Origin of the sequence: Propioniciclava sp. MC1683, assembly GCF_014164675.1 — a bacterium.
Lineage (GTDB): Bacteria > Actinomycetota > Actinomycetes > Propionibacteriales > Propionibacteriaceae > Propioniciclava.
Genome location: NZ_JACJFX010000006.1, coordinates 89,748 through 111,076, shown reverse-complemented (window position 1 = coordinate 111,076; position 21,329 = coordinate 89,748). Strand labels below are relative to the sequence as shown.

General features: G+C 72.9%; 22 protein-coding genes. 8 read left to right on the top strand and 14 right to left on the bottom strand.

The annotated features are described in order from the left end of the window. Positions 1 to 9: 9 nt before the first annotated feature. The 4 genes from H5397_RS05485 to H5397_RS05470 form a co-directional block, all read right to left on the bottom strand. Positions 10 to 672, bottom strand: a complete 663-nt coding sequence (locus H5397_RS05485) for an ATP-binding cassette domain-containing protein (RefSeq protein ID WP_131168413.1) — start codon at positions 670 to 672, stop codon at positions 10 to 12. After that, positions 669 to 2,006: a hypothetical protein gene (locus H5397_RS05480; protein ID WP_131168411.1), complete on the bottom strand. Its 1,338-nt coding sequence runs from the start codon at positions 2,004 to 2,006 to the stop codon at positions 669 to 671. The genes H5397_RS05485 and H5397_RS05480 overlap by 4 nt, the downstream gene beginning before the upstream one ends. Then, positions 2,003 to 2,977 (bottom strand): hypothetical protein, encoded by a 975-nt coding sequence (locus H5397_RS05475; protein ID WP_131168409.1) that lies wholly within the window; start codon positions 2,975 to 2,977, stop codon positions 2,003 to 2,005. Before H5397_RS05475 ends, H5397_RS05480 begins: the two co-directional genes overlap by 4 nt. Positions 2,978 to 3,071: 94 nt before the next feature. After that, positions 3,072 to 3,386 carry a lactococcin 972 family bacteriocin gene (locus tag H5397_RS05470; protein ID WP_131168407.1) on the bottom strand — a complete coding sequence of 105 codons (315 nt, stop codon included), beginning with the start codon at positions 3,384 to 3,386 and terminating at the stop codon, positions 3,072 to 3,074. A gap of 149 nt (positions 3,387 to 3,535) precedes the next feature. On the opposite strand from H5397_RS05470, the gene H5397_RS05465 reads away from it, so the two are divergent. Next, entirely contained in the window at positions 3,536 to 5,962 is a 2,427-nt protein-coding gene (locus H5397_RS05465; protein ID WP_182815437.1) for a TIM-barrel domain-containing protein, read from the top strand. Here the strand turns inward: H5397_RS05465 and H5397_RS05460 are convergent. After that, a complete protein-coding gene (locus H5397_RS05460) occupies positions 5,942 to 7,978 on the bottom strand; it encodes a YhgE/Pip domain-containing protein (RefSeq protein WP_220492027.1) in 2,037 nt (678 codons plus the stop codon). The two genes, H5397_RS05465 and H5397_RS05460, sit on opposite strands and share 21 nt — an antisense overlap. Positions 7,979 to 7,986: 8 nt before the next feature. Beyond that, positions 7,987 to 8,631, bottom strand: a complete 645-nt coding sequence (locus H5397_RS05455; RefSeq protein WP_182815435.1) for an ATP-binding cassette domain-containing protein — start codon at positions 8,629 to 8,631, stop codon at positions 7,987 to 7,989. A 57-nt stretch (positions 8,632 to 8,688) separates the two neighbouring features. Between H5397_RS05455 and H5397_RS05450 the strand changes: the two genes are divergently transcribed. Next, on the top strand, positions 8,689 to 9,324 hold the full coding sequence (locus tag H5397_RS05450) for a TetR/AcrR family transcriptional regulator (protein ID WP_182815433.1): 636 nt from the start codon (positions 8,689 to 8,691) through the stop codon (positions 9,322 to 9,324). Here H5397_RS05450 and H5397_RS05445 read toward each other — a convergent pair. Continuing rightward, positions 9,312 to 10,118 (bottom strand): isoprenyl transferase, encoded by an 807-nt coding sequence (locus H5397_RS05445; RefSeq protein ID WP_182815431.1) that lies wholly within the window; start codon positions 10,116 to 10,118, stop codon positions 9,312 to 9,314. The genes H5397_RS05450 and H5397_RS05445 overlap by 13 nt on opposite strands. A 10-nt stretch (positions 10,119 to 10,128) precedes the next feature. Continuing rightward, the gene (locus H5397_RS05440; RefSeq protein WP_182815429.1) at positions 10,129 to 11,073 is read right to left on the bottom strand and encodes an NAD(P)-dependent oxidoreductase; all 945 of its coding nucleotides are present in this window, start codon (positions 11,071 to 11,073) and stop codon (positions 10,129 to 10,131) included. Positions 11,074 to 11,201: 128 nt separating this feature from the next. On the opposite strand from H5397_RS05440, the gene H5397_RS05435 reads away from it, so the two are divergent. Then, positions 11,202 to 11,843 carry a hemolysin III family protein gene (locus H5397_RS05435; RefSeq protein ID WP_260519433.1) on the top strand — a complete coding sequence of 214 codons (642 nt, stop codon included), beginning with the start codon at positions 11,202 to 11,204 and terminating at the stop codon, positions 11,841 to 11,843. A 9-nt stretch (positions 11,844 to 11,852) separates the two neighbouring features. Here the strand turns inward: H5397_RS05435 and H5397_RS05430 are convergent, their stop codons facing one another. The 3 genes from H5397_RS05430 to mca are packed head-to-tail and all read right to left on the bottom strand — an operon-like array spanning position 11,853 to position 15,183. Beyond that, complete coding sequence (locus H5397_RS05430) at positions 11,853 to 14,072, bottom strand: thioredoxin domain-containing protein (protein WP_182815425.1); 2,220 nt, start codon at positions 14,070 to 14,072, stop codon at positions 11,853 to 11,855. Then, complete coding sequence (locus H5397_RS05425) at positions 14,072 to 14,275, bottom strand: hypothetical protein (protein WP_182815423.1); 204 nt, start codon at positions 14,273 to 14,275, stop codon at positions 14,072 to 14,074. The genes H5397_RS05430 and H5397_RS05425 overlap by 1 nt, the downstream gene beginning before the upstream one ends. Next, positions 14,257 to 15,183 carry a mycothiol conjugate amidase Mca gene (mca, locus tag H5397_RS05420; protein ID WP_208090968.1) on the bottom strand — a complete coding sequence of 309 codons (927 nt, stop codon included), beginning with the start codon at positions 15,181 to 15,183 and terminating at the stop codon, positions 14,257 to 14,259. Before mca ends, H5397_RS05425 begins: the two co-directional genes overlap by 19 nt. A gap of 59 nt (positions 15,184 to 15,242) precedes the next feature. On the opposite strand from mca, the gene H5397_RS05415 reads away from it, so the two are divergent. Both H5397_RS05415 and greA read left to right on the top strand, forming a co-directional pair. After that, positions 15,243 to 15,647 (top strand): DUF4307 domain-containing protein, encoded by a 405-nt coding sequence (locus tag H5397_RS05415; protein WP_182815421.1) that lies wholly within the window; start codon positions 15,243 to 15,245, stop codon positions 15,645 to 15,647. Positions 15,648 to 15,661: 14 nt separating this feature from the next. Beyond that, positions 15,662 to 16,165, top strand: coding sequence for a transcription elongation factor GreA (greA, locus tag H5397_RS05410; RefSeq protein WP_182815419.1), 504 nt, complete (start codon positions 15,662 to 15,664; stop codon positions 16,163 to 16,165). Here the strand turns inward: greA and H5397_RS05405 are convergent, their stop codons facing one another. From H5397_RS05405 to H5397_RS05395, 3 genes are all read right to left on the bottom strand, one after another. Next, on the bottom strand, positions 16,166 to 16,681 hold the full coding sequence (locus H5397_RS05405; protein ID WP_182815417.1) for a DUF2089 domain-containing protein: 516 nt from the start codon (positions 16,679 to 16,681) through the stop codon (positions 16,166 to 16,168). Beyond that, positions 16,678 to 17,466, bottom strand: coding sequence for a hypothetical protein (locus H5397_RS05400; protein WP_182815415.1), 789 nt, complete (start codon positions 17,464 to 17,466; stop codon positions 16,678 to 16,680). Before H5397_RS05400 ends, H5397_RS05405 begins: the two co-directional genes overlap by 4 nt. A 65-nt stretch (positions 17,467 to 17,531) precedes the next feature. Continuing rightward, positions 17,532 to 18,749, bottom strand: a complete 1,218-nt coding sequence (locus H5397_RS05395; protein WP_182815413.1) for an AI-2E family transporter — start codon at positions 18,747 to 18,749, stop codon at positions 17,532 to 17,534. 102 nt (positions 18,750 to 18,851) lie between these two features. On the opposite strand from H5397_RS05395, the gene H5397_RS05390 reads away from it, so the two are divergent. The 3 genes from H5397_RS05390 to H5397_RS05380 all read left to right on the top strand — a co-directional run bounded on the left by H5397_RS05390 (position 18,852) and on the right by H5397_RS05380 (position 21,230). Further along, entirely contained in the window at positions 18,852 to 19,529 is a 678-nt protein-coding gene (locus H5397_RS05390) for a uracil-DNA glycosylase (protein ID WP_182815411.1), read from the top strand. Between the two features lie 10 nt (positions 19,530 to 19,539). Further along, complete coding sequence (locus tag H5397_RS05385) at positions 19,540 to 20,211, top strand: HAD family phosphatase (protein ID WP_182815409.1); 672 nt, start codon at positions 19,540 to 19,542, stop codon at positions 20,209 to 20,211. 77 nt (positions 20,212 to 20,288) lie between these two features. After that, on the top strand, positions 20,289 to 21,230 hold the full coding sequence (locus tag H5397_RS05380) for an HAD family hydrolase (protein WP_182815407.1): 942 nt from the start codon (positions 20,289 to 20,291) through the stop codon (positions 21,228 to 21,230). Positions 21,231 to 21,329: the final 99 nt, after the last annotated feature.

Genomic DNA, 21,329 nt, shown 5'->3' with positions numbered 1-21,329 from the left:
GCCTGCCGATCAGACCCCGGCGAGCGTGGCGGGCGCCGACAGGGTCACGGCCCGGTCACACGCGGCGACGACGACGGGGTCGTGGGTGACCACCACGATCGTCTTGCCCGCCCTGTTCATGTCCCGCAGCAGGGTGAGCACGATGTCACGGTTGTCGGCGTCCAGGGAACCCGTCGGCTCGTCGGCCAGGACGATCTCGCACGGCTTGAGCAGCAGGCGGGCGATCGCCACGCGCTGCTGCTCCCCTCCTGACAGGGTGGCCACGCGGCGTCCCTGGGCCCCGTTCAGCCCCACGAAGCGCAGGGCGGCGTCCACCTGCGCGGATCGGTCCCCCGCGCGCGGGGCGTAGGTCAGCGCCAGGTCGAGATTCTGCTGCACCGTGTCGGCATCGACCAGGGCGAAGTTCTGGAACAGGTAGCCGAGGTGGTGGCGCAGGTACTGCTGCGCCCCCCGGCTCCGCGGCTGGGGTGCCGGTGCCCCCAGCAGGCGCACCTCGCCGGCGTCCGGGGCCTCGAGCAGTCCCAGGAGATTGAGGATGGTGGTCTTGCCGGACCCACTGGGCCCGGTGATGGCCACCATCTCCCCTGCCGCCACGGCCAGGTCAAGGTCCCGCAGGACCTCCTTGGCGCCGAACGACTTCGACACCCCGCGCAGTTCACAGTGGACGGTCATGCCTGGAGCTCCTTCAGTCGGGTGGCGGTGTTGCGTCGTTCGTTGAGGATGACCACGGCCGCCACGAAGGCGACCTCCACGGCTGCGACAATTCCCATGATGGCCACCAGGCGTCCGAGCTCCTCGAGGAGGGGAGGGGGAGGTGGGGCGAAGGTGGCGCGGGGCAGGGCCAGGGCCGCTCCCATCAGCAGGCCCGCCAGGGCGAGTTGGCCGAGCCACGTCGCCGCCATGGCCGCGAGGAGTTCGCGATACGTGCGGACGAAGGAGAACCCGTGCAGCCGTCGCACGGTGATGCGCTGGCGCAGTGCGTCCCCCAGCACAAGGACGAGGGCCGCGCTGAAGGCCAGCATCACACCGAGGGCCGCCGCGGCAGCGAGCAGCGTGGTCGTCGTCATGCGCCGCAACTCGTCCAGTTCCATGAGCATGGCCTCGTTGCCCGTCACGAGGTTCTGCAGGTTGTCATCGAGGTGCAACTGCCGCAGGAGTGGCTGGAGTCGGGCCAGCGTGCCTGCAGGATCGCCGTCGACACGCACCTTCAGGGGCGAGTTGAGGTGGCCGCGGATGGCGTTCATCCGGTCGATGGTCAAGCTGTTGGCCGGCGTGAGCACCTCGATGATCGGGTCCCGCACCGTGTTGCCACCGTCCGCGTTGACCTGGCTGTTGAACGTGAAGACGTCCTGACCCGCCCGGGTCCAGACGATGCGGACGGACTGGGCGCGCAGTCCGTCGGGAACGGGCTCGCGCAGCATCATCTCCTGGCCCTGGACGGCCCCCTGGAAGTCGGGGCCACCCACGCGCGACCGGGTGAAGAACTCCGTGATGGACGCCTCGTCCCCCCGATGGGTCTCCGGGACCAGGACGACCCAGTCGGCCTCGTCGTCCCCGACCCGGACCGGTTGCCCGGCCACGTCGAGGATCGGGTACCGCTCCAGGTAGTTGTCGTTCACCCGCATGGGCCACACGGGTACCGGCGGGTCGTCCGGGATGCCCGGCTCGTGGTTCTGCGCGTCGACGAAGAGCGCACCGGCCTCGTCCAGAACGGGGTACAGGTCGCGCGCCTCAGCGATCTTCGTGGCGTGGCCGCCGCCCGAGACCTCCTGCTCGTCGAGGCCGACCTGCTGCGGGTAGAACACGGCGTAGGTGGTGGCATCGGCCCACCGAGCGGCCCGAGCCTCCCGGGCGCGCCCCTCCTCGAGTTGGTGCCAGGCCACCACCAGCAGGAGTGCGAGAACCGCCCCACACAGGCCCTTGGCCAGGACGGACAGCAGGGCGAGCCCGCGTCGCTGGCGCGGGGGGCGGACGGCCGCGGGGCGCGGCGGGGCGAAGGTGGTCACGAGAGTCCTCCCTTGACGAGGTCGGTGATGCGGACGCGGTCGATGACCACCGCACCCACGGCGAGACTGGTGGTCAGGCTGACGGCGACCGTGACGAGCAGGGCCTGGACGACGGCACGGACGAACTCCGCGTCGACCCCGGGGGTGAGGCCGATCAGGGCGGCGGCCGCAACGACCCCGACGAGGGTCGCGACGGCCTGGACGGCACCGACCACGCGGAACCACACCCGAGCACCGGAGAATCCGAGCAGGCGCAGGACGCCGATGCGCTTGCCCGCCCTGAGCAGGACGGCGGCCGACACGACCACGGCGATGAGGAGCAGGGGCACGGGCAGGAAGCGGAGCAACGACCCCGACCCATCGGCGGCACCCGACGACGCCCGCTCGGTCGGCACGGCCGGGGGTGCCCCCCGGGACGCGAGCCTCTCCCCGACCCGTGCGAGGAACCCGTCGAGGGTGGCCCGATCGGCCCCCTCCAGGACGTAGGTGCCGGCGACCGGCAGCGACTCGTACGCCTGTGCCATCGGTGCGACCGTCAGCGCGTACCCATCGGCCAGCACCTGCAGCCGTCCGATGCGAGCCGAGGTGGTGTCCTCGGTGGAGACGACGACGCCGAGGTGCCTGCTCTCCGCGTCGGTCGGCCAGCGGCCCTCCACCAGCGGCAGGGTCCGGTACAGGGACGTCCCGCCCGTGCTCAGCACATAGTGCGTGATGCGCGAGCGGCCGTCGGTGCCGGTGGACACGGACGTGCGCAGCACGGACGCCCCGACCGCTTGAGCAGCCTCGGCGAGCACCTCCACGGCGAACGTCGGATCGGCGGCCCGCTCGTCGGAGGGCCACTCGAACGCGGCCCCGAGCGCCCGTGCGGCGGCGATGTCGCGCTGGACCCGCGCGGGAACCGCGTCGGCCACCTGCGACAGCGGCACACCGCAGAAAACGAACACCAACAGGAGGGCGAGCGCCGCCCTCATCGGCTGCTTCCGTCCACGTCATCCTCCCTCGCCGGGCGACCCGCTGCCCGGCACGACGGGGGTGCCGGGCAGCGGGGGGCGGTCGCGGACGGGATCAGGGCTTGTTCCAGTACGTGTAGCAGGTGTACGCGGCACCTGCCCACGAGGAGGCGCGCGACCAGTACCCGGCATTCGCGTAGTCGGTGTCGTACGCGCGGGAGATCATGGCCGTCGAGGAGTGGTAGGCCGAGTTGTGCTTGTAGTCGGAGTAGCAGGTCTTCGGCGGCCAGATCTGCAGGTAGGAGCCGTAGCTCCACGTGCCGCCACCCACGGTGGCGGTGGCTGCTTGGGCGCCGGCGGCCGCGCCGCCGGCGAGGATGGCGGTCGCGGCGGCGATGGCCGCTCCTGTGCGGATGGTGCTTCCCTTCATGGTGTCTCCTGTTGTTGGGGGGGTAGGGACGAGCTCAGGTTAGGGACAGCGGCGCCCGGCGCGGAACGGGCGCGGGGCAGGTTCCGTCGAAAGTCGAGGCGCTCCGGCCAAGAGACGTCGTACCAAAGAACGACGGCTACCGTGGGGCCATGGCCCTGCCCGAGCGCTTCCGCCCGACCACCACGCCCTTCACCGACCCGGCCCAGGTGCTGGTCGGCCCCACCTGGCGCATCACGGTGCTCACCGAACGGCTGCTGCGGCTGGAGTGGTCCGATGACGGCCAGTTCGAGGACCGGGCGACCCAGGTGGTGTGGAACCGCGACCTCCCCGCGGTGCCGTACGAGGTGTCCCACGACGGCGACGCGCTCCAGCTGTCCACGCGGGGCCTGCAGCTGTCCTGGGACGGCCGGCGCTTCTCCCCCGGCGGCCTGCAGGTCCGCCAGCCCGGCGTCCGCGACTGGCGCAGCGTGTGGCACTACGGCGACCCCGAGACCGTGCAGGAGCGCGAGGCCGGCTGGCACGTCGGCAACCTCGGCGGCACGGCCCGCACCCTCGACGAGGCCGACGGCGCCGTCCCGCTGGAGAAGGGGTTGGTCAGCGCCTTCGGGTTCGCGACCCTGGACGACTCCGGCTCGCTCGCCCTCGACGACGACGGGTGGCCCACGCCGCGCACCGGCGACGTCGACCTGTACCTGTTCGTGCACGGCCACGACGCCCCGGCCGCCCTGCGCGACCTCTACGCGCTCACGGGCCCCACGCCCCTGCTGCCCCGCTGGGCGCTGGGCAACTGGTGGTCGCGCTACCACCCCTACACCTCCGGCGAGTACGTCGCCCTCATGGACCGGTTCGCCGACGAGGGCCTGCCGTTCTCCGTCGCGGTCATCGACATGGACTGGCACTGGGTCGCCGTCGAGGAGCGGCACGGCTCGGGCTGGACCGGCTTCTCCTGGAACACCGACCTCATCGGCGACCCGGAGGCGTTCCTGGCCGCCCTGCACGCCCGCGGCCTCACGGTCTCGCTCAACCTCCACCCAGCCGACGGAGTCCGCTCGTTCGAGGACGCCTACCCGCGCCTCGCCGAGCGGCTCGGGCTCGACCCCGGCGCCGGCGACCCGATCCCGTTCGACGTCGCGAACCCCGACTTCATGGAGGCCTACTTCGACGAGGTCCTGCACCCGCTGGAGGCCCAGGGCGTCGACTTCTGGTGGGTCGACTGGCAGCAGGGCGGCGCCTCGTCGATCCCCGGCCTGGACCCCCTGTGGCTGCTCAACCACCTGCACTTCCTGGACAGTGGGCGCGACGGGCGGCGTCCGATCACGTTCAGCCGGTACGCCGGACCGGGGTCGCACCGCTACCCCATCGGCTTCTCCGGCGACACGGTCACCACGTGGGAGTCGCTGCACTTCCAGCCGTGGTTCACCGCGACAGCGGCCAACATCGGCTACGGCTGGTGGAGCCACGACATCGGCGGTCACATGTTCGGCGAGCGGGACGACGAGATGGTCGCCCGCTGGTTCCAGTTGGGCACGTGGTCGCCGATCAACCGGCTGCACTCCACCTCCAGCCCGTTCCAGGGCAAGGAGCCGTGGAAGTTCGGAGCCGAGGCCCGCGAGGCGATGACGGACGCCCTGCGGCTACGGCACCGCCTCGTGCCCTGGCTGCACACGATGAACGAGCGCGCCCACCGCGCCGGGGAGCCGCTCGTGCGGCCGGTCTACCACGCCGACCCGCGCCCGGAGTCGGTGCTGCACGGGTCGGGGGCGTTCCTGTTCGGCGCGGGCCTGCTGGTCGCGCCGCTGACCACGCCCGCCGACCGGCGCACGCGCCGGGCAGCGGTCACCACGTGGCTGCCCGCGGGCACCTGGCACGACTGGTACTCGGGGCTGCGCTACACCGGCGGCCGGTTCGTCACCTTCCGCCGGCCTCTGGAGACCTACCCCGTGCTCGCCCGCTCGGGCACGATCGTGCCCCTCGTGGACGGCGACGACCTGTCGGTGGCCAACCCCGCGGCCCTGCACGTGCGGGTGTTCGCCGGCGCCGACGGCGAGTTCGTGCTCTACGAGGACGACGACGCCGGCGAGCCCACCACCTGCCGCACGCGGCTGTCGTGGAACCAGGCCGACGGGCTGTTCACCATCGACCCGGTGGTGGGCGACGCCTCCGTGCTGCCGGCCGTGCGCCGCTGGCGGGTGTCGGTGACCGGGCTGGCGCCCAGCGACACCGGCGCAGCCTCGGAGGCGAGCACGACCTACGACCACGCGACGGGCACCCTGACCGTCGACCTGGGCGTCGTGGACCCGGCCCGCGGGGCGTCCTTCGACTTCGCGCTGCTGCCCACGGCGTCCGACCAGCGGCTGGACGAGCGGCTGTTCGCCGCCGTCAACGACCTGCAGGTCAGCTACATCGACAAGCACGCGCTGTGGGGGTTCCTCGAGGCCAACCCCGGCCGGGTGGCCCGCGTGGCGGGGCTGGCGAGCCTCCCGATCGCAGACGACATCAAGGACGTCGTGGGCGAACTGCTGTTGGCCGACCTCGCCGCCGAGGCGTCGTCGACGTCAGCCGAGCCCGGGCCGTAGGTCGCTCGGACGGAAGCGGCGGCGGCGGTGGATCACGGCCACGAGCAGGCCGAGACTTGAGGCGAACAACACGCCCATGAGGGCCAGGTCGGCCACCAACCGGTCGAGCGGTCCGCCGGAGATGGCGATCCGGAACGCGTCGATGGTGTAGGTCATCGGCATGAGGTGGCCGATCCACGCGAAGAACGGCGGCAACAGCTCGGGCGGATAAGTCCCCCCGGTCGACGTGAGCTGGATGATGAGCACCACCAGGAGGGCCGCCGTGGCCACGAAGCCGAGCGCGGTCCGCAGCAGGTGGGCCACGGCCGAGAACGCCAGCGCGACGGCCGCGACCGCGACCACCATCCACACAGGGTGGACGGGGTCGAGCCCCAGGCCGAGCCACGACGCGGCCAGCATCAGCCAGCCTGCCACGACGCTCAGGCCGCCGATCGGCAGCCAGGCCGTGAAGGCGGTCCGCAGGTCGCTGGCGCGGCCCGCGATGACGCGGCCGGTCGTCGGCCGGACCACCATGAACGCCGAGATGCCCAGCACCCACAATGCGATGGAGAAGAACAGCGGAGCCAGACCGCGGCCGTAGACATGCGCCGGGTTGTCGACGGTCATCGTGACGTCGACGGGCGCGGCGAGCACCTGGGCGGCATCGGCCTGCTCGTCGGCGGTCAGCACCGGCAGGCGGGCCACGCCGTCCGCCAGCCCGGCCGACAGCTCGTGCGCGCCGGACGCCAGCCTCCCGAGCCCGTCGTCCAGGGACGCTGCGCCTTCGGCGAGCGCGTGCAGCCCGGTGGCCAGGGTGGACGCCCCGCCCGTGAGCTGGTCGACGCCGGTGCGCAGGTCGCCGAGGCCCTGCGCGAGCTTGCGTGCGCCTCCGGCGGCCGCGGTGCTGCCGCGGTGCAGGTCGGCCGCCCCGGCAGCGACCTGCTGGGCGCCGTCGTTGAGGGCGTCCACCTTGTCCTGAGCCGTGCGTGCCTTCGCCCCGAGGTCGCCAATGCGCTGGCCGACGTCCGCCACCGCCTCAGAGAAGTCACCGACGCGTCCGCGCAACCGCTGGAACGCCGGGTCGTCGGCGAGCTCCGGATGGGCCGCGGCGAGGGCGTCCAGCTCGGGGAGGAGCGCCGCATCGGCCTCGGTGAGCCGCGCCTGGGCGTCCGGCAGCTTGACCGCGGCCAGCGCGAGGACGGGGTCGACGGCGTCCGCGAGCTGCTGGGTGCCTGCGGCGACCTGGGCCGACCCGGAGGCGAGGCGTCCCGCGCCGTCGTCGAGGCGCTCCAGACCGGCGGCCAGGTCGTCCGCGCTGCCCTCCGCGGTACGGGCCCCGGTGGCGAGGCGGGACGCCCCGGTCGCGAGCTCGTCGGCGCCCGTCGCCGCCTGGCTGGCGCCGTCGCGGAGCCGGCTGCTGCCCTCACGCGCCTGGGTGAGCCCGGCCTCGAGTTGCGCGGCACCGTCGGACGCGCTGGCCATGCCCTCCCGGATCGTGGCGAGGTTGGCGAAGACGGCCTCGAAGTAGCTGCGCACGGCCGTCTCGTCGATGGCCCGCGCGATGCTGTTCTGGGCGCTGTTGGTGATCGTGCCGATCACGAAGCCGTTGGCGTCGTTGCGGCGCAGCATGATCGCGGCCCGGCGCGGATCGGCGCCCTGGCCGCTGACCAGATCGGCCGAGAAGGACTCAGGAACGGTGATGACGAGGTAGTACCGGCCCCGGGAGAGGCCCTCCTCGGCGTCCCGGGCGTCGGTGTCGCGGAAGTCGAAGGTGCCGGCCCGGTGCAGGCTGGTGACGAAGTCCTCGCCCGCGGCGACGCGCCTGTCGCCCACGGTGGTGGGGATGTCCTCGTTGACCACCGCGACGGGCACGTGGTTGAGCCGGCCGTACGGATCCCAGTTGCCCGAGAGGTAGATGCAGCCGTAGAGCAGCGGGATCAGCAGGATGAACACGATGGCGAGGCGGGGCAGCGGCCCACGCAGCCGCTTGAGCTCGTAGCGCGCCAGGGTGAGGGGGTTGCGGGCGGAGTCGAACACGGGGCTCCTCAGCTGAGGTCGATGATGGTCGCGCCTGCCGGGACGGCGGCGCGCTCGGTGGTGGCCGCGATGACGCTCGTGCCGGACGCCGCCAGCGCGGCGATCCCGCGCCAGAGGGCGGCCTGCTCATCGAGGGTGGCGTCATGGTCGAGGTCGTCCAGGACGACGAGACCGGCCGGCCGGACGCAGGCCAGCGCCACGGCGGCCCGCGTCTGGTCGACCGGGGGCAGGTCGCCGTACAGGGCGTCCGGGTCGACGTCGAGGCCCAACAGTTTGGCGGCCGACGCGAAAGCGGCGTGGCGCTGACGGGGTGCCCCGGCGTCCAGGAGGCTGCGTTCGGTGATGCACTCCGCGACGGTCAGGGTCGGCTCCGGGCCGATCAGGTCGGCGACCCGGGCCACCGACGTAACCTGCCGGACAGGCCCGGGGTGCCGGACAGCGTCGAGGCCTGACACCAGCAGCGTTCCGGTGACGCCTCGCATGCGCCCCGTGAGGGACAGCAACAGGGTGGACTTCCCCGCGCCGCTGGGGCCCACGACCGCGCCGTACCCGGAGACGGGCAGGTCGACGTCCAGGCCGGCGAAGACGGTGGTGCGGCCGGCCGTCAGGCGCAGCGCCCGGGCGAGCACGATCGGGCGGGGTGTGTCCTCCATCACATTAGTGAGCGTACTCATTTATGAGTCTGTTCACAAAATGGGTAGCGTGGAGCCATGCAGACCCTCGGACGCCGCGAGCGCAACAAGGCGGAGAAGCGCGACCGCATCGTGTCGGCCGCCTCCCGGCTGTTCGCCCAGCACGGTTTCGCCGCCACCACCACCCAGCAGGTCGCCGCCGACGCGGACGTCGCCGACGGCACCCTGTTCCGCTACGCCCCCACCAAGGTCGAGCTGTTGCTGATGGTCACGAACGAGCGCCTGGCCCCGCTCCTGGACGCGGGGCGCCAAGCCGCGGAGGCGCGCCGGCCAGCCGAGGTCGTGGCGGCGATCCTCGACCTCGTCGGCCCGCTGGCTGCGCTCGCAGACGCCGAGCCCGACACCGTGGGCCCCTACCTGCGGGAGGTGATGTTCGGCACGGCCGGGCCGCACCGCACCGAGGCCCTGACCCTGTTCGACGACCTCGTCCACACCATCGCCGACCTCCTCCGGCCCCACGTCGCCGTCGGCGACCTGCCCCCGGGCCTCGACCTGCCCGAAGCAGCCCGCTGGGTGTTCTCGACGCTGAGCAGCGAGGTGCTCCGCGCGGTGGTTGGACGCGGTGCGCCCGACACGGCGGCCAGCCTGCAAGCACACATCCGGGTCCTGCTGCGGGGCCTCGGCGTCCGCCTCGAAGGGGGTCAGCGGCCGTAGCGGCGCTCGCGCGTCGCGTAGGACCGCAGCGCGCGCAGGAAGTCGACGCGGCGGAAGTCGGGCCACAGCGCCTCGCAGAAGTAAAACTCGCTGTGCGCCGACTGCCACATCAGGAAGCCCGACAGCCGCTGCTCGCCCGAGGTACGGATGATCAGGTCGGGGTCGGGGTCGCCGGCGGTGTAGAGGTGCTCGGCGATGTCGTCGATCTCGAGGCGCTCGGCCACGTCGGCGAGCGATGCGCCGTGCGAGGCCTCCTCGGCCAGCAGCTTGCGGACGGCGTCGCGCAGCTCGTGGCGGCCGCCGTAGGCGATGGCCACGTTGACCTTCAGCCCGTCGAGGGACGCCGTGTCGAACTCGGCGGCCCGCAGCGCGTCGGTCATGTCCTCGGGCAGCAGGGAGGGGTCGCCCACCAGCTTCAGCCGCCAGCGGCCGGTGGAGGCCAGCTCGACGAACAGGCGCTCGATGACGCCCAGCAGCGGCTTCACGTCGTCGGAGTTGCGGGCCAGGTTCTCGGTGGACAGCACCCAGAGGGTGACCACGCCGAGCCCGACCTCGTCGCACCACTCGACGAACTGCTTCAGCTTGTCGGCGCCGGCCTGGTAGCCGACCTCGTAGGGCTGGCCCGGGGCATTCAGCCGGGCCCAGCGGCGGTTGCCGTCGGCGAGGACGGCGACGTGGCGGGGCAGGCGGTCCCGGTCCAGCTCGGCGAGCAGCCGCTGCTCGTAGGTGGAGTAGAGCAGCCCGGCGGGGTGCAGCCGGTCGGCCACCTCGCGGGCTCGTTCGACCCAGGACATGGGTGCGAGCTTACCGGGGGACGACGTTGCGCAGCGGTTCGCCTGACCCCAGCCGGGCCAGGTTGTCGTTGATCAGCTCGTCGCTGCCGTGCGCGACGCCCCCGGCGACGTGCGGGACGAGGATGCAGTTGCGGGCGTCCCACAGGGGTCCGTCGGCCGGGTAGGGCTCGGGGTCGGCCACGTCGAGGGCCGCGCCGCCGAGCTCGCCGGCGTTGAGCGCCGCGGCCAGGGCGTCGTTGTCGATCGTGGTTCCGCGGCCCACGTTGACCACCCAGGCGTGGTCCGGGAGCAGGGCCATGCGGTCGGCGTCCAGCGCGTGGCGGGTGCTGTCGTCGTGGGGCAGGACCATGACCAGGACGTCCGTCGCCGGCAGGAGGCGCGGCAGGTCGGCGTCGGTGAACACCTCGAAGCCGCCGCGCTCCCCTGCCGTGGTCGCGATGCCGCGCACCCGGGCGCCGACGGCGGTGAACAGGCGGGCGACCTGCTCACCGATGGCGCCGAAGCCCCACACGAGGACGTCGGTGTCGATGAGCGAGCCGAGGCGTCCGGTCGGGTGGAGCGCACGCCACGTGCCGTACTCCTCGTAGGCCCAGCGGTGCTCCCGCTGGGCCGCGAGCATGCCGGGCAGCCGGAGGATGCCGGCGAGCGTGAGGGCCAGCGCCGTCTCGGCGACCGTGTACGTGTGCAGGCCGCGCCCGTTGGTGATGGTGACGCCGGGCCCGAACCCGGCGGCCAGCACCCCGTCCGGCCCCGCGGCCAGCGTCTGCACCCACCGCAGCCCGGACGCCTCCGCGGCCAGCTGGTCGGCCACCCGGGTCCGGCCGCCGACGAGGATCGCCGCGTCGGCGTCCAGGTGCTCGGCGGGGACGGGCTCGCGCTCGTCGACGGGGACGACCTCGACCCCGGCCGGGGGCTCGAACTCGAAGGGGGCGTTCGTGGTGGCGAGGATCTTCACGGGCCCCAAACTACCCCGTGGCGCCGCCCCAGACCGTAGGCTGACAGCGTGCGTTGTGCCGCACGACAGCGTGGGTTACCCTTACCTACGTGACCGTAACTTACGCTTCGTCAAGTAAGGAGGCGACCGTGGAGGAGCTGCTCCCCAAGCCGCGCCTCCGCGGGTGGTTCCACCTCGGCATGGCCCCGTTCGTGCAGCTGGCGGGCCTCATCCTGATCGTGGCCGCCCCCGCCCTCATCGCCCGCATCGGCATCGCGATCTACCTCGTCGGCGCCACCCTGCTGTTCGCCACCTCGGCCATCTACCACCGGGGAACCTGGTCGCCGCGCATGGGCGGTTTCCTGCGCCGCCTCGACCACGCCAACATCTTCATCTTCATCGCCGGCACCTACACGCCCCTGGCGCTGCTGCTCCTCGACGCCGGCCACGCCACCGTGCTGCTGACGCTGATCTGGGCCATCGCCGCCTTCGGGATCGCGTTCAAGCTCGGCTGGATGGGCGCGCCCCGCTGGCTCTACACCGGCCTCTACATCGCCATGGGCTGGGTGGCGGTCGGCTGGCTGATCCCGTTCTGGAACGCCGGCGGCCCCGTCATCGTCGCCCTCATCGTGCTCGGCGGCCTCATCTACTCCGCGGGCGCGGTCGTCTACGCGCTCAAGAAGCCCGACCCCGCCCCGGCGTGGTTCGGCTACCACGAGGTGTTCCACGTGGCCACCGTGGTGGCGGCCCTGTGCCACTTCGCCGCGATCGCGCTGGTGGTGCTGCGCTGAGCTGACGCCCTACGCGCGGCTCCACAGGGCCGCGCGGGCGTCCTGAACGGTGCGTGCCGGCGCGAAGCAGACCTCGCCGCGGCAGACGTAGACGGTCTGGTCGAGACCGACCACCTCGTGCTCGTCGTACTCGTCCTCGTCGTCGTGCCCGTGGGACGCCTCGGTCTCGACCTCGGTGACCCCGCCCGACCCGCCGATGCGCGCGTGCGTGAGCTTGGCCAGCGGGGACTCCTCCGCGACGGTCCCGGCCTGCCCCACCTGCGGCGCAGGTGCGGCGCCACCGGCAGATACCTCTCCCGCCACCGGCTCACGGCCCTCGAACCACGACCCGAAGCCCTCGGTGCCCGGACGTCCCGAGACCGCGACCGTGCCCAGCGGCGCCATCCGCCACACGGCACGCGCGGCGTCGTTGAGGGGGTCGCCGGCCTCGTCGACCACGACGGCCACGGCGGGGCGCAGCCCCTTCCGGGCTTCGTCGGCCATGAGCAGGTCGGTCAGCGCGGCCGAGGCGTGCCGCGGGGCGGCCTCGACGGTGCCCCACGTGGTGCGGGCGGCGGTGTCGGCCCGGTCGAGCAGGTCGCGCCGCTCGGCGAGCAGGCCCACCACGCGCAGCGCGGAGACCAGCGCCATGGTCCCCGAAGGGGTCGGGTTGTCCTGCACGTCGCGCGGGCGCGCGAACAGGTCGCCGGCGGCCGCGTCGAAGAAGCCGCCGTCCTCGGCGCCGAAGAGCGCCACGGCGGCGTCCAGCACCTCGACGGCGCGGTCGAGCCACACCGACTCGCCGAGCACCCCGGCCAGGCGCGCGAACGCGGACGCCACGGCCCCGTGGTCCTCGGCCACGCCTGCGGCCTCGCCGGCGACGCCGTCGAGCGACGTTCGGCGCAGGGCGCCGTCGACCCAGTGGGTCTCCCACAGGTAGGTCGCGGCCCGCTCGGCCAGGTCGATCCACGAGCGCTCGCCGAAGACCAGCCCGGCCCAGAGCAGCGACTCGATCGCCCAGCCGTTCCAGGACGCGACGACCTTGCCGTCGCGCGGCGGTTCGAACCGGTTGGCGCGCACCTCGAGCAGGCGCGCCGAGACCGACTCCAGCCGGGCGACGTCAGGCGCGCCGCGCAACTGCAGCGTCGATAGCCCGTGCTCGAAGGTGCCGTCGTTGGTGACGTGGAAGACCTTGCCCGCCCAGTCGGCGTCCTCCTCGCCGAGCGCGTCGACGAGCAGCGAGGGGTTCCACACGTAGTAGATGCCCTCGTGGGCCATGCCGCGGATGTCGGCGGAGTCGGCGTCCAGCGACGCGGCGAAGCCGCCGCCCTCGACGACCATCTCGCGCTCGAGCCAGCCCACGATCCCGCGGACCACGCGCTCGAAGAGCCAGCGCAGGCCGGTCTCGTGCTGCGGCGTCCGGCGCCACCCGCGCACGTACGAGCCGAGCAGCAGGGCGTTGTCGTAGAGCATCTTCTCGAAGTGGGGCACGACCCAGCCGGCGTCGACGGCGTAGCGGTGGAACCCGCCGCCCACCTGGTCGTGGATGCCGCCGCGCGCCATCGCCTCGAGCGTGCGCTGGGCCAGGTCGAGCGAACCTGCCTCGCCCTTGACGAGCAGCGCGTCCACCAGCATCGGCGCGGGGAACTTCGGCGCCCCGCCGAACCCGCCGTGGAGGAGGTCGAACTCGGCGCTCACGGCGTCCAGCAGTTCCCACACCCCCGGCGAGGCGGACGCCGCGGGCAGCGCGTTGATCTGGGCCAGCTGGGCGACGATCGCGGAGGCGGACTCGAGCACCTCGCCCTGCCGGTCGCGCCAGGCCTCGCCGAGCGCGGTGACAACCTGCGTGAACGACGGCAGGCCCTGCGCGGGCTCGGGCGGGTAGTAGGTGCCGGCGAAGAAGGGCTGGCCGTCGGGGGTCGCGAACACCGTCATGGGCCAGCCGCCGTGCCCGGTCAGGGCCTGGGTGGCGCGCATGTAGACCGCGTCCACGTCGGGGCGCTCCTCGCGGTCGACCTTGACCGGCACGAAGAACTCGTTGACGAGCGCGGCCGCCCCGGCGTCCTCGAACGACTCATGGGCCATGACGTGGCACCAGTGGCACGCCGAGTAGCCGACCGAGATCAGCAGCGGCACGTTGCGCCGGCGCGCCTCCTCGAACGCCTCGGGCCCCCACGGCCACCAGTCGACCGGGTTGGTGGCGTGTTGCAGGAGGTACGGGCTGGTCTGGGTGGCGAGCCGGTTCACCATCAGAGCTTGGGGTCGCCCGGGGCGTCGGTGTCGGTGGAGTCGCCCATCAGGCCGTCCTCGGCCGCGAAGCGGGCGGCGCGCTTGAGGTGGCGGCGCATGCTCAGGAACAGCAGCAGGAGGACCAGCAGCAGCAGCACGGCGGCGCCCAGCGGCGCCCAGCTCGGCGCGAGGTCGCGCCCGAGACCTAGATCGAGTAGAACCACGCTTCCACCCTATCCGTCTCGTGGCAGCACTCGACGCCGGCGAACAGGTCCTCCTCGGGCAGGGTCGTGGCGACCCGCGAGCGGGCGAGCTGGAAGTCCTCGGTGGGCCACGCCATCTGCTGGACCGTGAGCGGGATCGCGAACCAGAACCCGTCGGGGTCGACCTGCGTGGCGTGGGCCCGCAGGGCGTCGTCGCGGACCGGGTACTGCTCCGCGCACGCGATGAACGTCGTGAGGCGCTCGGCCTGGGTCGGGTCCTCGGGCCAGTTGGCCAGGCGCTCGCGGTAGGGCGACTCCAGGCCGTGCTCGTGCATGGCGGCATCCAGCGCGACGGCCCGCTGCCGGTGGAACGTCATGTGGTAGTACACCTTGGCCACCGGCCAGGGCGCCCCCTCGACGTCGGCGTCCGCCTCGGCAGCCAGGTCGACGGCCCGCAGCGTGACCTGGTGGGTCATGATGTGGTCGGGGTGCGGGTAGCCGCCGTTCTCGTCGTAGGTCAGCACCACGTGCGGGCGGAACTCGCGCATCACCGCGGCCAGCGCGGCCCCCGCCTCGTCGAGGTCGGCCAGCGCGAAGCAGCCGTCGGGCAGCGGGGGCAGCGGGTCGCCCTGGGGCAGGCCCGAGTCGACGTAGCCCAGCCAGCGGTGCTGCACGCCGAGGATCTCGGCGGCGCGCGCCATCTCGTCCACGCGCATGGCGGTGATGTTGGCCCAGTTCTCGGGGGTGTCGACGGCCGGGTTGAGGATGTCGCCGCGCTCGCCGCCGGTGCAGGTGACGACCATGACCTCGACGCCCTCGGCGACGTACTTGGCCATCGTCGCCGCACCCTTGCTCGACTCGTCGTCGGGGTGCGCGTGCACCGCCATCAACCGCAGCGGCTCGCCCGCCTTGTCCACCCTCACAGCCATGTCAGCCATTCAACCACCCCGGTTGGCCCACCCCGCGGCGCCCCCGGCACAATGGACCCATGACCGCGACCGAGTCCGACGCCCAGCGCATCGCGCGCCGCTACCCGCCGAGCAGGGCGCCGAAGTGGCTGTGGGTCGTCGTGGCCGCCGTGATCGCCGGCGTCGGCGGCACGTGGCTGCTGTGGTCGGCGGCCTACGGCGCGAACCCGCCGATCAGCGCGAAGATCGTCACCTGGGAGGTCACCTCCGACTCCACCATGGACGTCCGCGTCACCACCCAGCGCCCCGACCCCTCGCGCCCGGCCGTGTGCACGGTCACCGCGCAGGCCGAGTCCTACGAGACCGTGGGCCAGTACGACATCGAGCTCGGCCCCGGCACCGAGGAGCTCGAGCACCACGACATCGAGCTCAAGACCTTCAAGCGCGCCACCTCGGTCAAGATCCTCGCCTGCACACCCCGCTGAGCTAGGCTGGTCGAATGTCTGAAGCAGCACAGTCCACCGTGTGGCTCACCCAGGAGGCGTACGACAAGCTCGCGGGTGAGCTCGAGTTCCTCAAGGGTGAAGGCCGCCGCACGGTGTCGGCCAAGATCGCCCAGGCACGCGACGAGGGCGACCTCTCCGAGAACGGCGGCTACCACGCCGCGCGCGAGGAGCAGGGCCAGCAGGAGGCGCGCATCCGCCAGCTCGAGGCCATGCTGAGGGACGCCCACATCGGCGAGCCCGAGGCCGCCAACGAGGTGACGCCGGGCATGACCGTGACGATCTGCTATGACGGCGACGAGGACGACACCGACACGTTCCTGCTCGGCTCCCGCGAGCTCATGGGCGTGACCGACACCGAGGTCGAGGTGTTCAGCCCGCAGTCCCCGCTGGGCGCGGCCGTCGTCGGCGCCACCAAGGGCCAGACCGTCTCCTACGAGGCGCCCACCGGCAAGACCATCGAGGTCACCGTCCTCGACTTCAAGGTCTACACCGGCTGATCAGCGCAGCTTGCTGAGCAGGTCGGCGGCCACCGCCGGCGACAGCGTGCCCGCCGCGACCTGCGCGAGCACCTGGTCGCGCACCCCGTCGGGGGTCTCGGACGCCGCTGGCTGCGGTCCGTCCTCCCCCGGCTCCCCATCCCGGACGCCCTCCTCCGCGGGGGCGTCCTCGTGCGTCGGGGCCGGGTCGTGGCCGGCCGCGACGTCGGCGTCCGGGATCGTCTCGAGGCCCGCCTCGGCGAGCCAGCCCAGCCGCTCGAGCAGGTCGTTGAACCGCGCCCGCGCCGTGGGGTAGCTGACGCCCAGGTGGGACTGCAGCTCCTTGAGGTTGCCGCGCGAGACGAGGAACACCTTGAGGGCCTCGAGGTCGGCGTCGTCGAGCGCGCAGAACGGGCAGGGGGCGAACTGGCCGACGAGCTCGGTGCCGCAGCCCGAGCAACCCAGCCGCGTGGTCACCAGCGCGTCGCCGCAGACCGGGCAGTCGGCCAGGGCGCGGTGCGTGTGGGGGGCGGTCACGACTCGGACCGCCGCACGGTCGCGCTCCCCATGACGACCTCGAGGTCGAGGCGGGCGGTGCCGTTGCCGAAGACGACCTCGTCGGGGGCGCCGCCGTCGTCGGGCCACACGACGCGGCCGAGCTGGGTCTGCGAGCGCACGGTCACCGAGGAGCGCTTCTCGAGCGTGACCGTGAGCGAGCCGGACTCGATCTTCACCCGCGAGCGGCCCGCGTTGATCGGTCCCTCGATGCTGCCCGAGCCGGCCTGGATGAGGACGTCGGTGAGCCGGCGCACGCCCTTGATCGCGGCGCCGCCCGCCGTCACGCGCACACGGCCCAGGAACGGCACGCCGCTCACGTTGAGGCTGCCGGCGGTGAGCTCGACGTCGACCTCGATCGCCGGGTTGACCCGCACGGTCAGACCACGGGCGAAGGTGAGGCCACGCAGGTCCTCGAGGCTCTTGGGCGGGTTGAGCACGCTGAAGCCCTCGAGCTTGGGGCCGACCTCGCCGTCGGCGGAGATCTCGAGCACGTCGCCCTGGCGGCGCAGCACGTGCTCGCCGGTGACCGACGCGGTGGCGACGGAGGCGTCGCCGACCACGGTGACGCGGCGCCCGACGGCGCGGATGGTGACGCGCTCGGTGCCCTTCACGCCGGTCGGGCCGGCCGGCTCGTCGACCTCGGGCTCGGCGTCGGCGGGGGCCTGCTTCTTCTGGGCCGCCTCGATGCGGCGGGCCGCCTCGGCGGCGTCGATGGTGCCGGCCGCGAGGTCGGCGAGGATCTGGCTGAGATCGGGGTCGCTCATACCAAAATGCTAAGCCCGGTTTTCCATTTGCGAAAGGCGCCGGGCCCCTGAGGCGACCCTGAGGCTCAGGCGGTCGCCGGGGCCGGCGGGAGAGGGTCGGGCTCGTCGGACTCGAGCACGTCGGCACCCGGCGACTCCGGGTTGCGCAGCGCGCGCAGGAAGGCGACGCCGAACGCCAGGACGGGGATCGCCAGCAGGGCGCCGAGGATGCCCGAGACGATGGCGCCCGCGGTGATGCCGAGCAGCACCGCCAGCGGGTGCAGGTCGACGGCCTTGCCCATCACGAGCGGCTGGAGGAACGTGCTCTCCAACTGCATGACCAGGATCACCGCGCCCAGCATGATCAGCGCCTGCACCCAGCCGTGCGTGACGAGGGCGAGCACGACCGCGACCGCGCCGGCCACGGTGGCGCCCACGATCGGGATGAAGGACAGGAAGAACGTCAGCGCGAACAGGGCCGCCACCAGGGGCACCTGCAGGAGGAGCGCGGCGAGGGCGACGCCGGCGGCGTCCACCGCCGCGACGATGACGGCCGAGCGCATGTAGGCCACCAGGGACGTCCAGCCGCGCAGGGCGGCGTGGTCGACCGAGGCCCGGTACTGGCGGGGCACGAGCGTCTCGACCGATCCGGCGAAGATGCGGCGGCCCTGGTAGGCGAAGAAGAAGGCGGCCACGAGCGCGGTGGCCAGCCCGGCGAAGAAGTTGCCGAAGGCCGCGCCCACGGACGCCGCGGCCCCGGCCAACGAGGAGGCCTGGGTCTGGAGCCAGGCGGTGCCCTGGGCGATCCAGTCGTTGACGGGGGCGTCGTCGATGCCGAACGGCAGGGTGCCCAGCCAGGCGACCAGCGCCTGGAAGCCCTCGCGCGACTGCTCGAGCAGCTCGGGCCACTCGGCGGCCACCTGAGTTCCGACGAAGGTCAGCAGGCCGCTGACCACCACGACGAGGAGCAGGAGGGAGACGATCGCGGACAGCGCGGCCGGCCAGCCCCAGCGGCGCAGCAGCGTGACGAGCGGGTAGAGCATGGCGGCGAGCAGGATGGCCATGCCGACCGGCACGGTGATCTGCGAGAAGTAGGCCAGCACCTGGAACAGCGCCACCACGGCGACACCGAGCAGCAGCAGCCGCCACGCGTAGCCGGCGGCGACGGTGAGCCCGCGGGGCACGTCGGGCTCGAGGTCGACCCGGCGGTCCGGGGCGGGGACCGGCACTTGGACGACGACGGGCTCGGCCGGCGGGGTGGGCTCGGTGCCGAGCAGGCGGCGCAGGGTGGGGATCAGCGTCACGGGTGGGCTCCTTCCAGCACCGTCAGCCTAGACCCGCCCCCGCCGCCCGGACGCCGCGCGCGCCGGGCCGGACCGAGCCCGCGCCGGGCTAGCCTGAGCCCCGTGACCGCACGCCCGCTCGCCGACCTCGTGGCCCCCGACTGGGCCGACGCCCTCGCCCCCGTGGCCGACCGCGTGACCGCGATGGGCGCCTTCCTCCGCCAGGAGATGGCCGCCGGGCGCTCCTACTTGCCCGCCGGGGAGAACGTGCTGCGCGCCTTCACCCGCCCGCTCGCCGACGTCCGCGTGCTGGTCGTCGGACAGGACCCCTACCCCACGCCGGGGCACGCCGTCGGGCTGTCCTTCTCGGTCGCGCGCGACGTGCGCCCGATCCCGCGCAGCCTGCAGAACATCTACGCCGAGCTGTCCGCCGACCTCGGCATCCCGCCCGCCGAGCACGGCGACCTCAGCGCCTGGTTCGAGCGGGGCGTCCTGCTGCTGAACCGGTGTCTGACGGTGCGGCCGGGGGCGCCGGCGTCACACCGCGGCAAGGGGTGGGAGGAGGTCACCGACCGCGCGATCGAGGCGCTCGTCGAGCGGGGCGGGCCGCTGGTCGCGATCCTGTGGGGCCGGGACGCCCAGGGCCTCACCCCGCGCCTGGGGCAGGTGCCGGTGATCGCCTCCGCGCACCCCTCACCGCTGTCGGCCCGGTCGGGCTTCTTCGGGTCGCGCCCGTTCTCGCGCGCCAACGCGGCGCTTACCGCCCAGGGGGCCGACCCGATCGACTGGCGGCTGTCCTAGGCTGACGGGCATGGAAGCTCTCCCCCACGCAATCGTCTTCGACATGGACGGCACGCTCACCGACTCCGAGGAGGAGTGGGACGTCGTGCGCCGCGGGCTCGCCGCCGCCGACGGCGTCCCGTGGCCCGAGGGGGCCACGCAGGCGATGATGGGCATGAGCACCCGGGAGTGGTCGACGTACCTCGTCGAGGCGGTCGACCTGCGGGGCACCCCCGAGGAGGCCGCCCAGCGCACCATCGACGGCATGGCCGCGGCCTACCGCGCCGGCCGCATCCCCGTTTTGCACGGGGCCGTGGACGCCGTGCGCCGCATGGCCGCCCTCGCCCCGCTGGCCGTGGCGTCCAGTTCCCCGCGCACGCTGATCGAGGCGGGGCTGGAACTGCTGGGCGTCCGCGACCTCGTGGGGGTGGTCGTCTCCACCGAGGAGGTGGAGCGCGGCAAGCCGCACCCGGACGGCTTCCTCGCCGCGGCGTCCCGCCTCGGGGTCGACCCGGCCGCCTGCGTGGCGGTCGAGGACTCGACCAACGGCGTCCGTTCGGCCCTGGCCGCGGGCATGCGCACGGTGGTCGTCCCGCCGCGGTTTCACCCTCCGGCCGCGGAGGTGCTCGACCGCGCCCACGCCGTCATCGACGACCTGGACGCCCTCACGGTCGACCTGGTGCGGGGCCTCTTCCCGGGTTAGGCAATATCCCGCAACCTCCAGTGGGGGCACGGGCCCCGGGCGAGAATGGACCAACCCGAGCCCGAAGGAGAGCCGCTGTGAGCCAGCACCCGGAAGCCGCCCAGGTCCTCGTCGACTTCGTCCCCACCGGAGAGTTCTTCGTGGGGATCGACTCCGACGGGTGCGCGATGGACGCCATGGACATCAAGCACCAGGAGTGCTTCACCCCCGCCTACATCAAGGCCTGGGACCTGCAGCCGGTCTCGACCCTCGCCCGCCAGACGGCCCTGTTCGTGAACCTGGGCTCGATCACCCGCGGCCTCAACCGCTGGCTGGCCCTCAAGCAGCTGCTCGACCTGCTGCGCGACCGCACCGAGGTCGCCGAGCGCGTCGTCACCATCCCCGAGTACCCCGAGCTGACCGCCTTCATCGAGGCTGAGGGCTACCCGCTGTCCGACAAGGGCATCGCCGCCTACGCCGCCGACCACCCGTCCGAGACCATCGACCGCGCGATCCGCTGGGGCGACGAGGTCAACGCCCGCATCGCCGACATGGTGCACGGCTGTGGCCCGTTCCCGGGCGTGCGCGAGTCGATGCAGGCCATGCAGGACGCCGGGGTCGACCAGATGACCGTGTCGGCCACCCCGCTGCACGCGCTGGAGTACGAGTGGAACGCCCACGGCATCGCCCAGTACATGAAGGTCATCGCCGGCCAGGAGATGGGCTCGAAGGCCGAGCACGTCCAGTACGCGGCGAAGGGCAAGTACGACGCTGACAGGATCATGCTCATCGGGGACGCCCCGGGCGACCGTGACGCGGCCGCCAAGGCGGAGTGCCTCTACTACCCGATCCTGCCGGGCAACGAGAAGTACAGCTGGGCGCGCTTCCGCGACGAGGCGCTGGGCAAGTTCCTCGACGGTACCTTCGCCGGCGAGTACCAGGAATCGCTGATCGCCGAGTTCAACAGCTACCTGCCCGACGTCGTGCCGTGGGAGACCATCTCGGGCACCAAGACCGTCCCGATGCCGCGCGTCAAGTGACGCCCCAGGGCGCAGGCACGTTTGGCAACCCCGCACGTGCCTGCGTCACCCCTCGTTACACTGCTGCGAAGCCGGCCCCCGGGGTCGGCGCTGCACGAG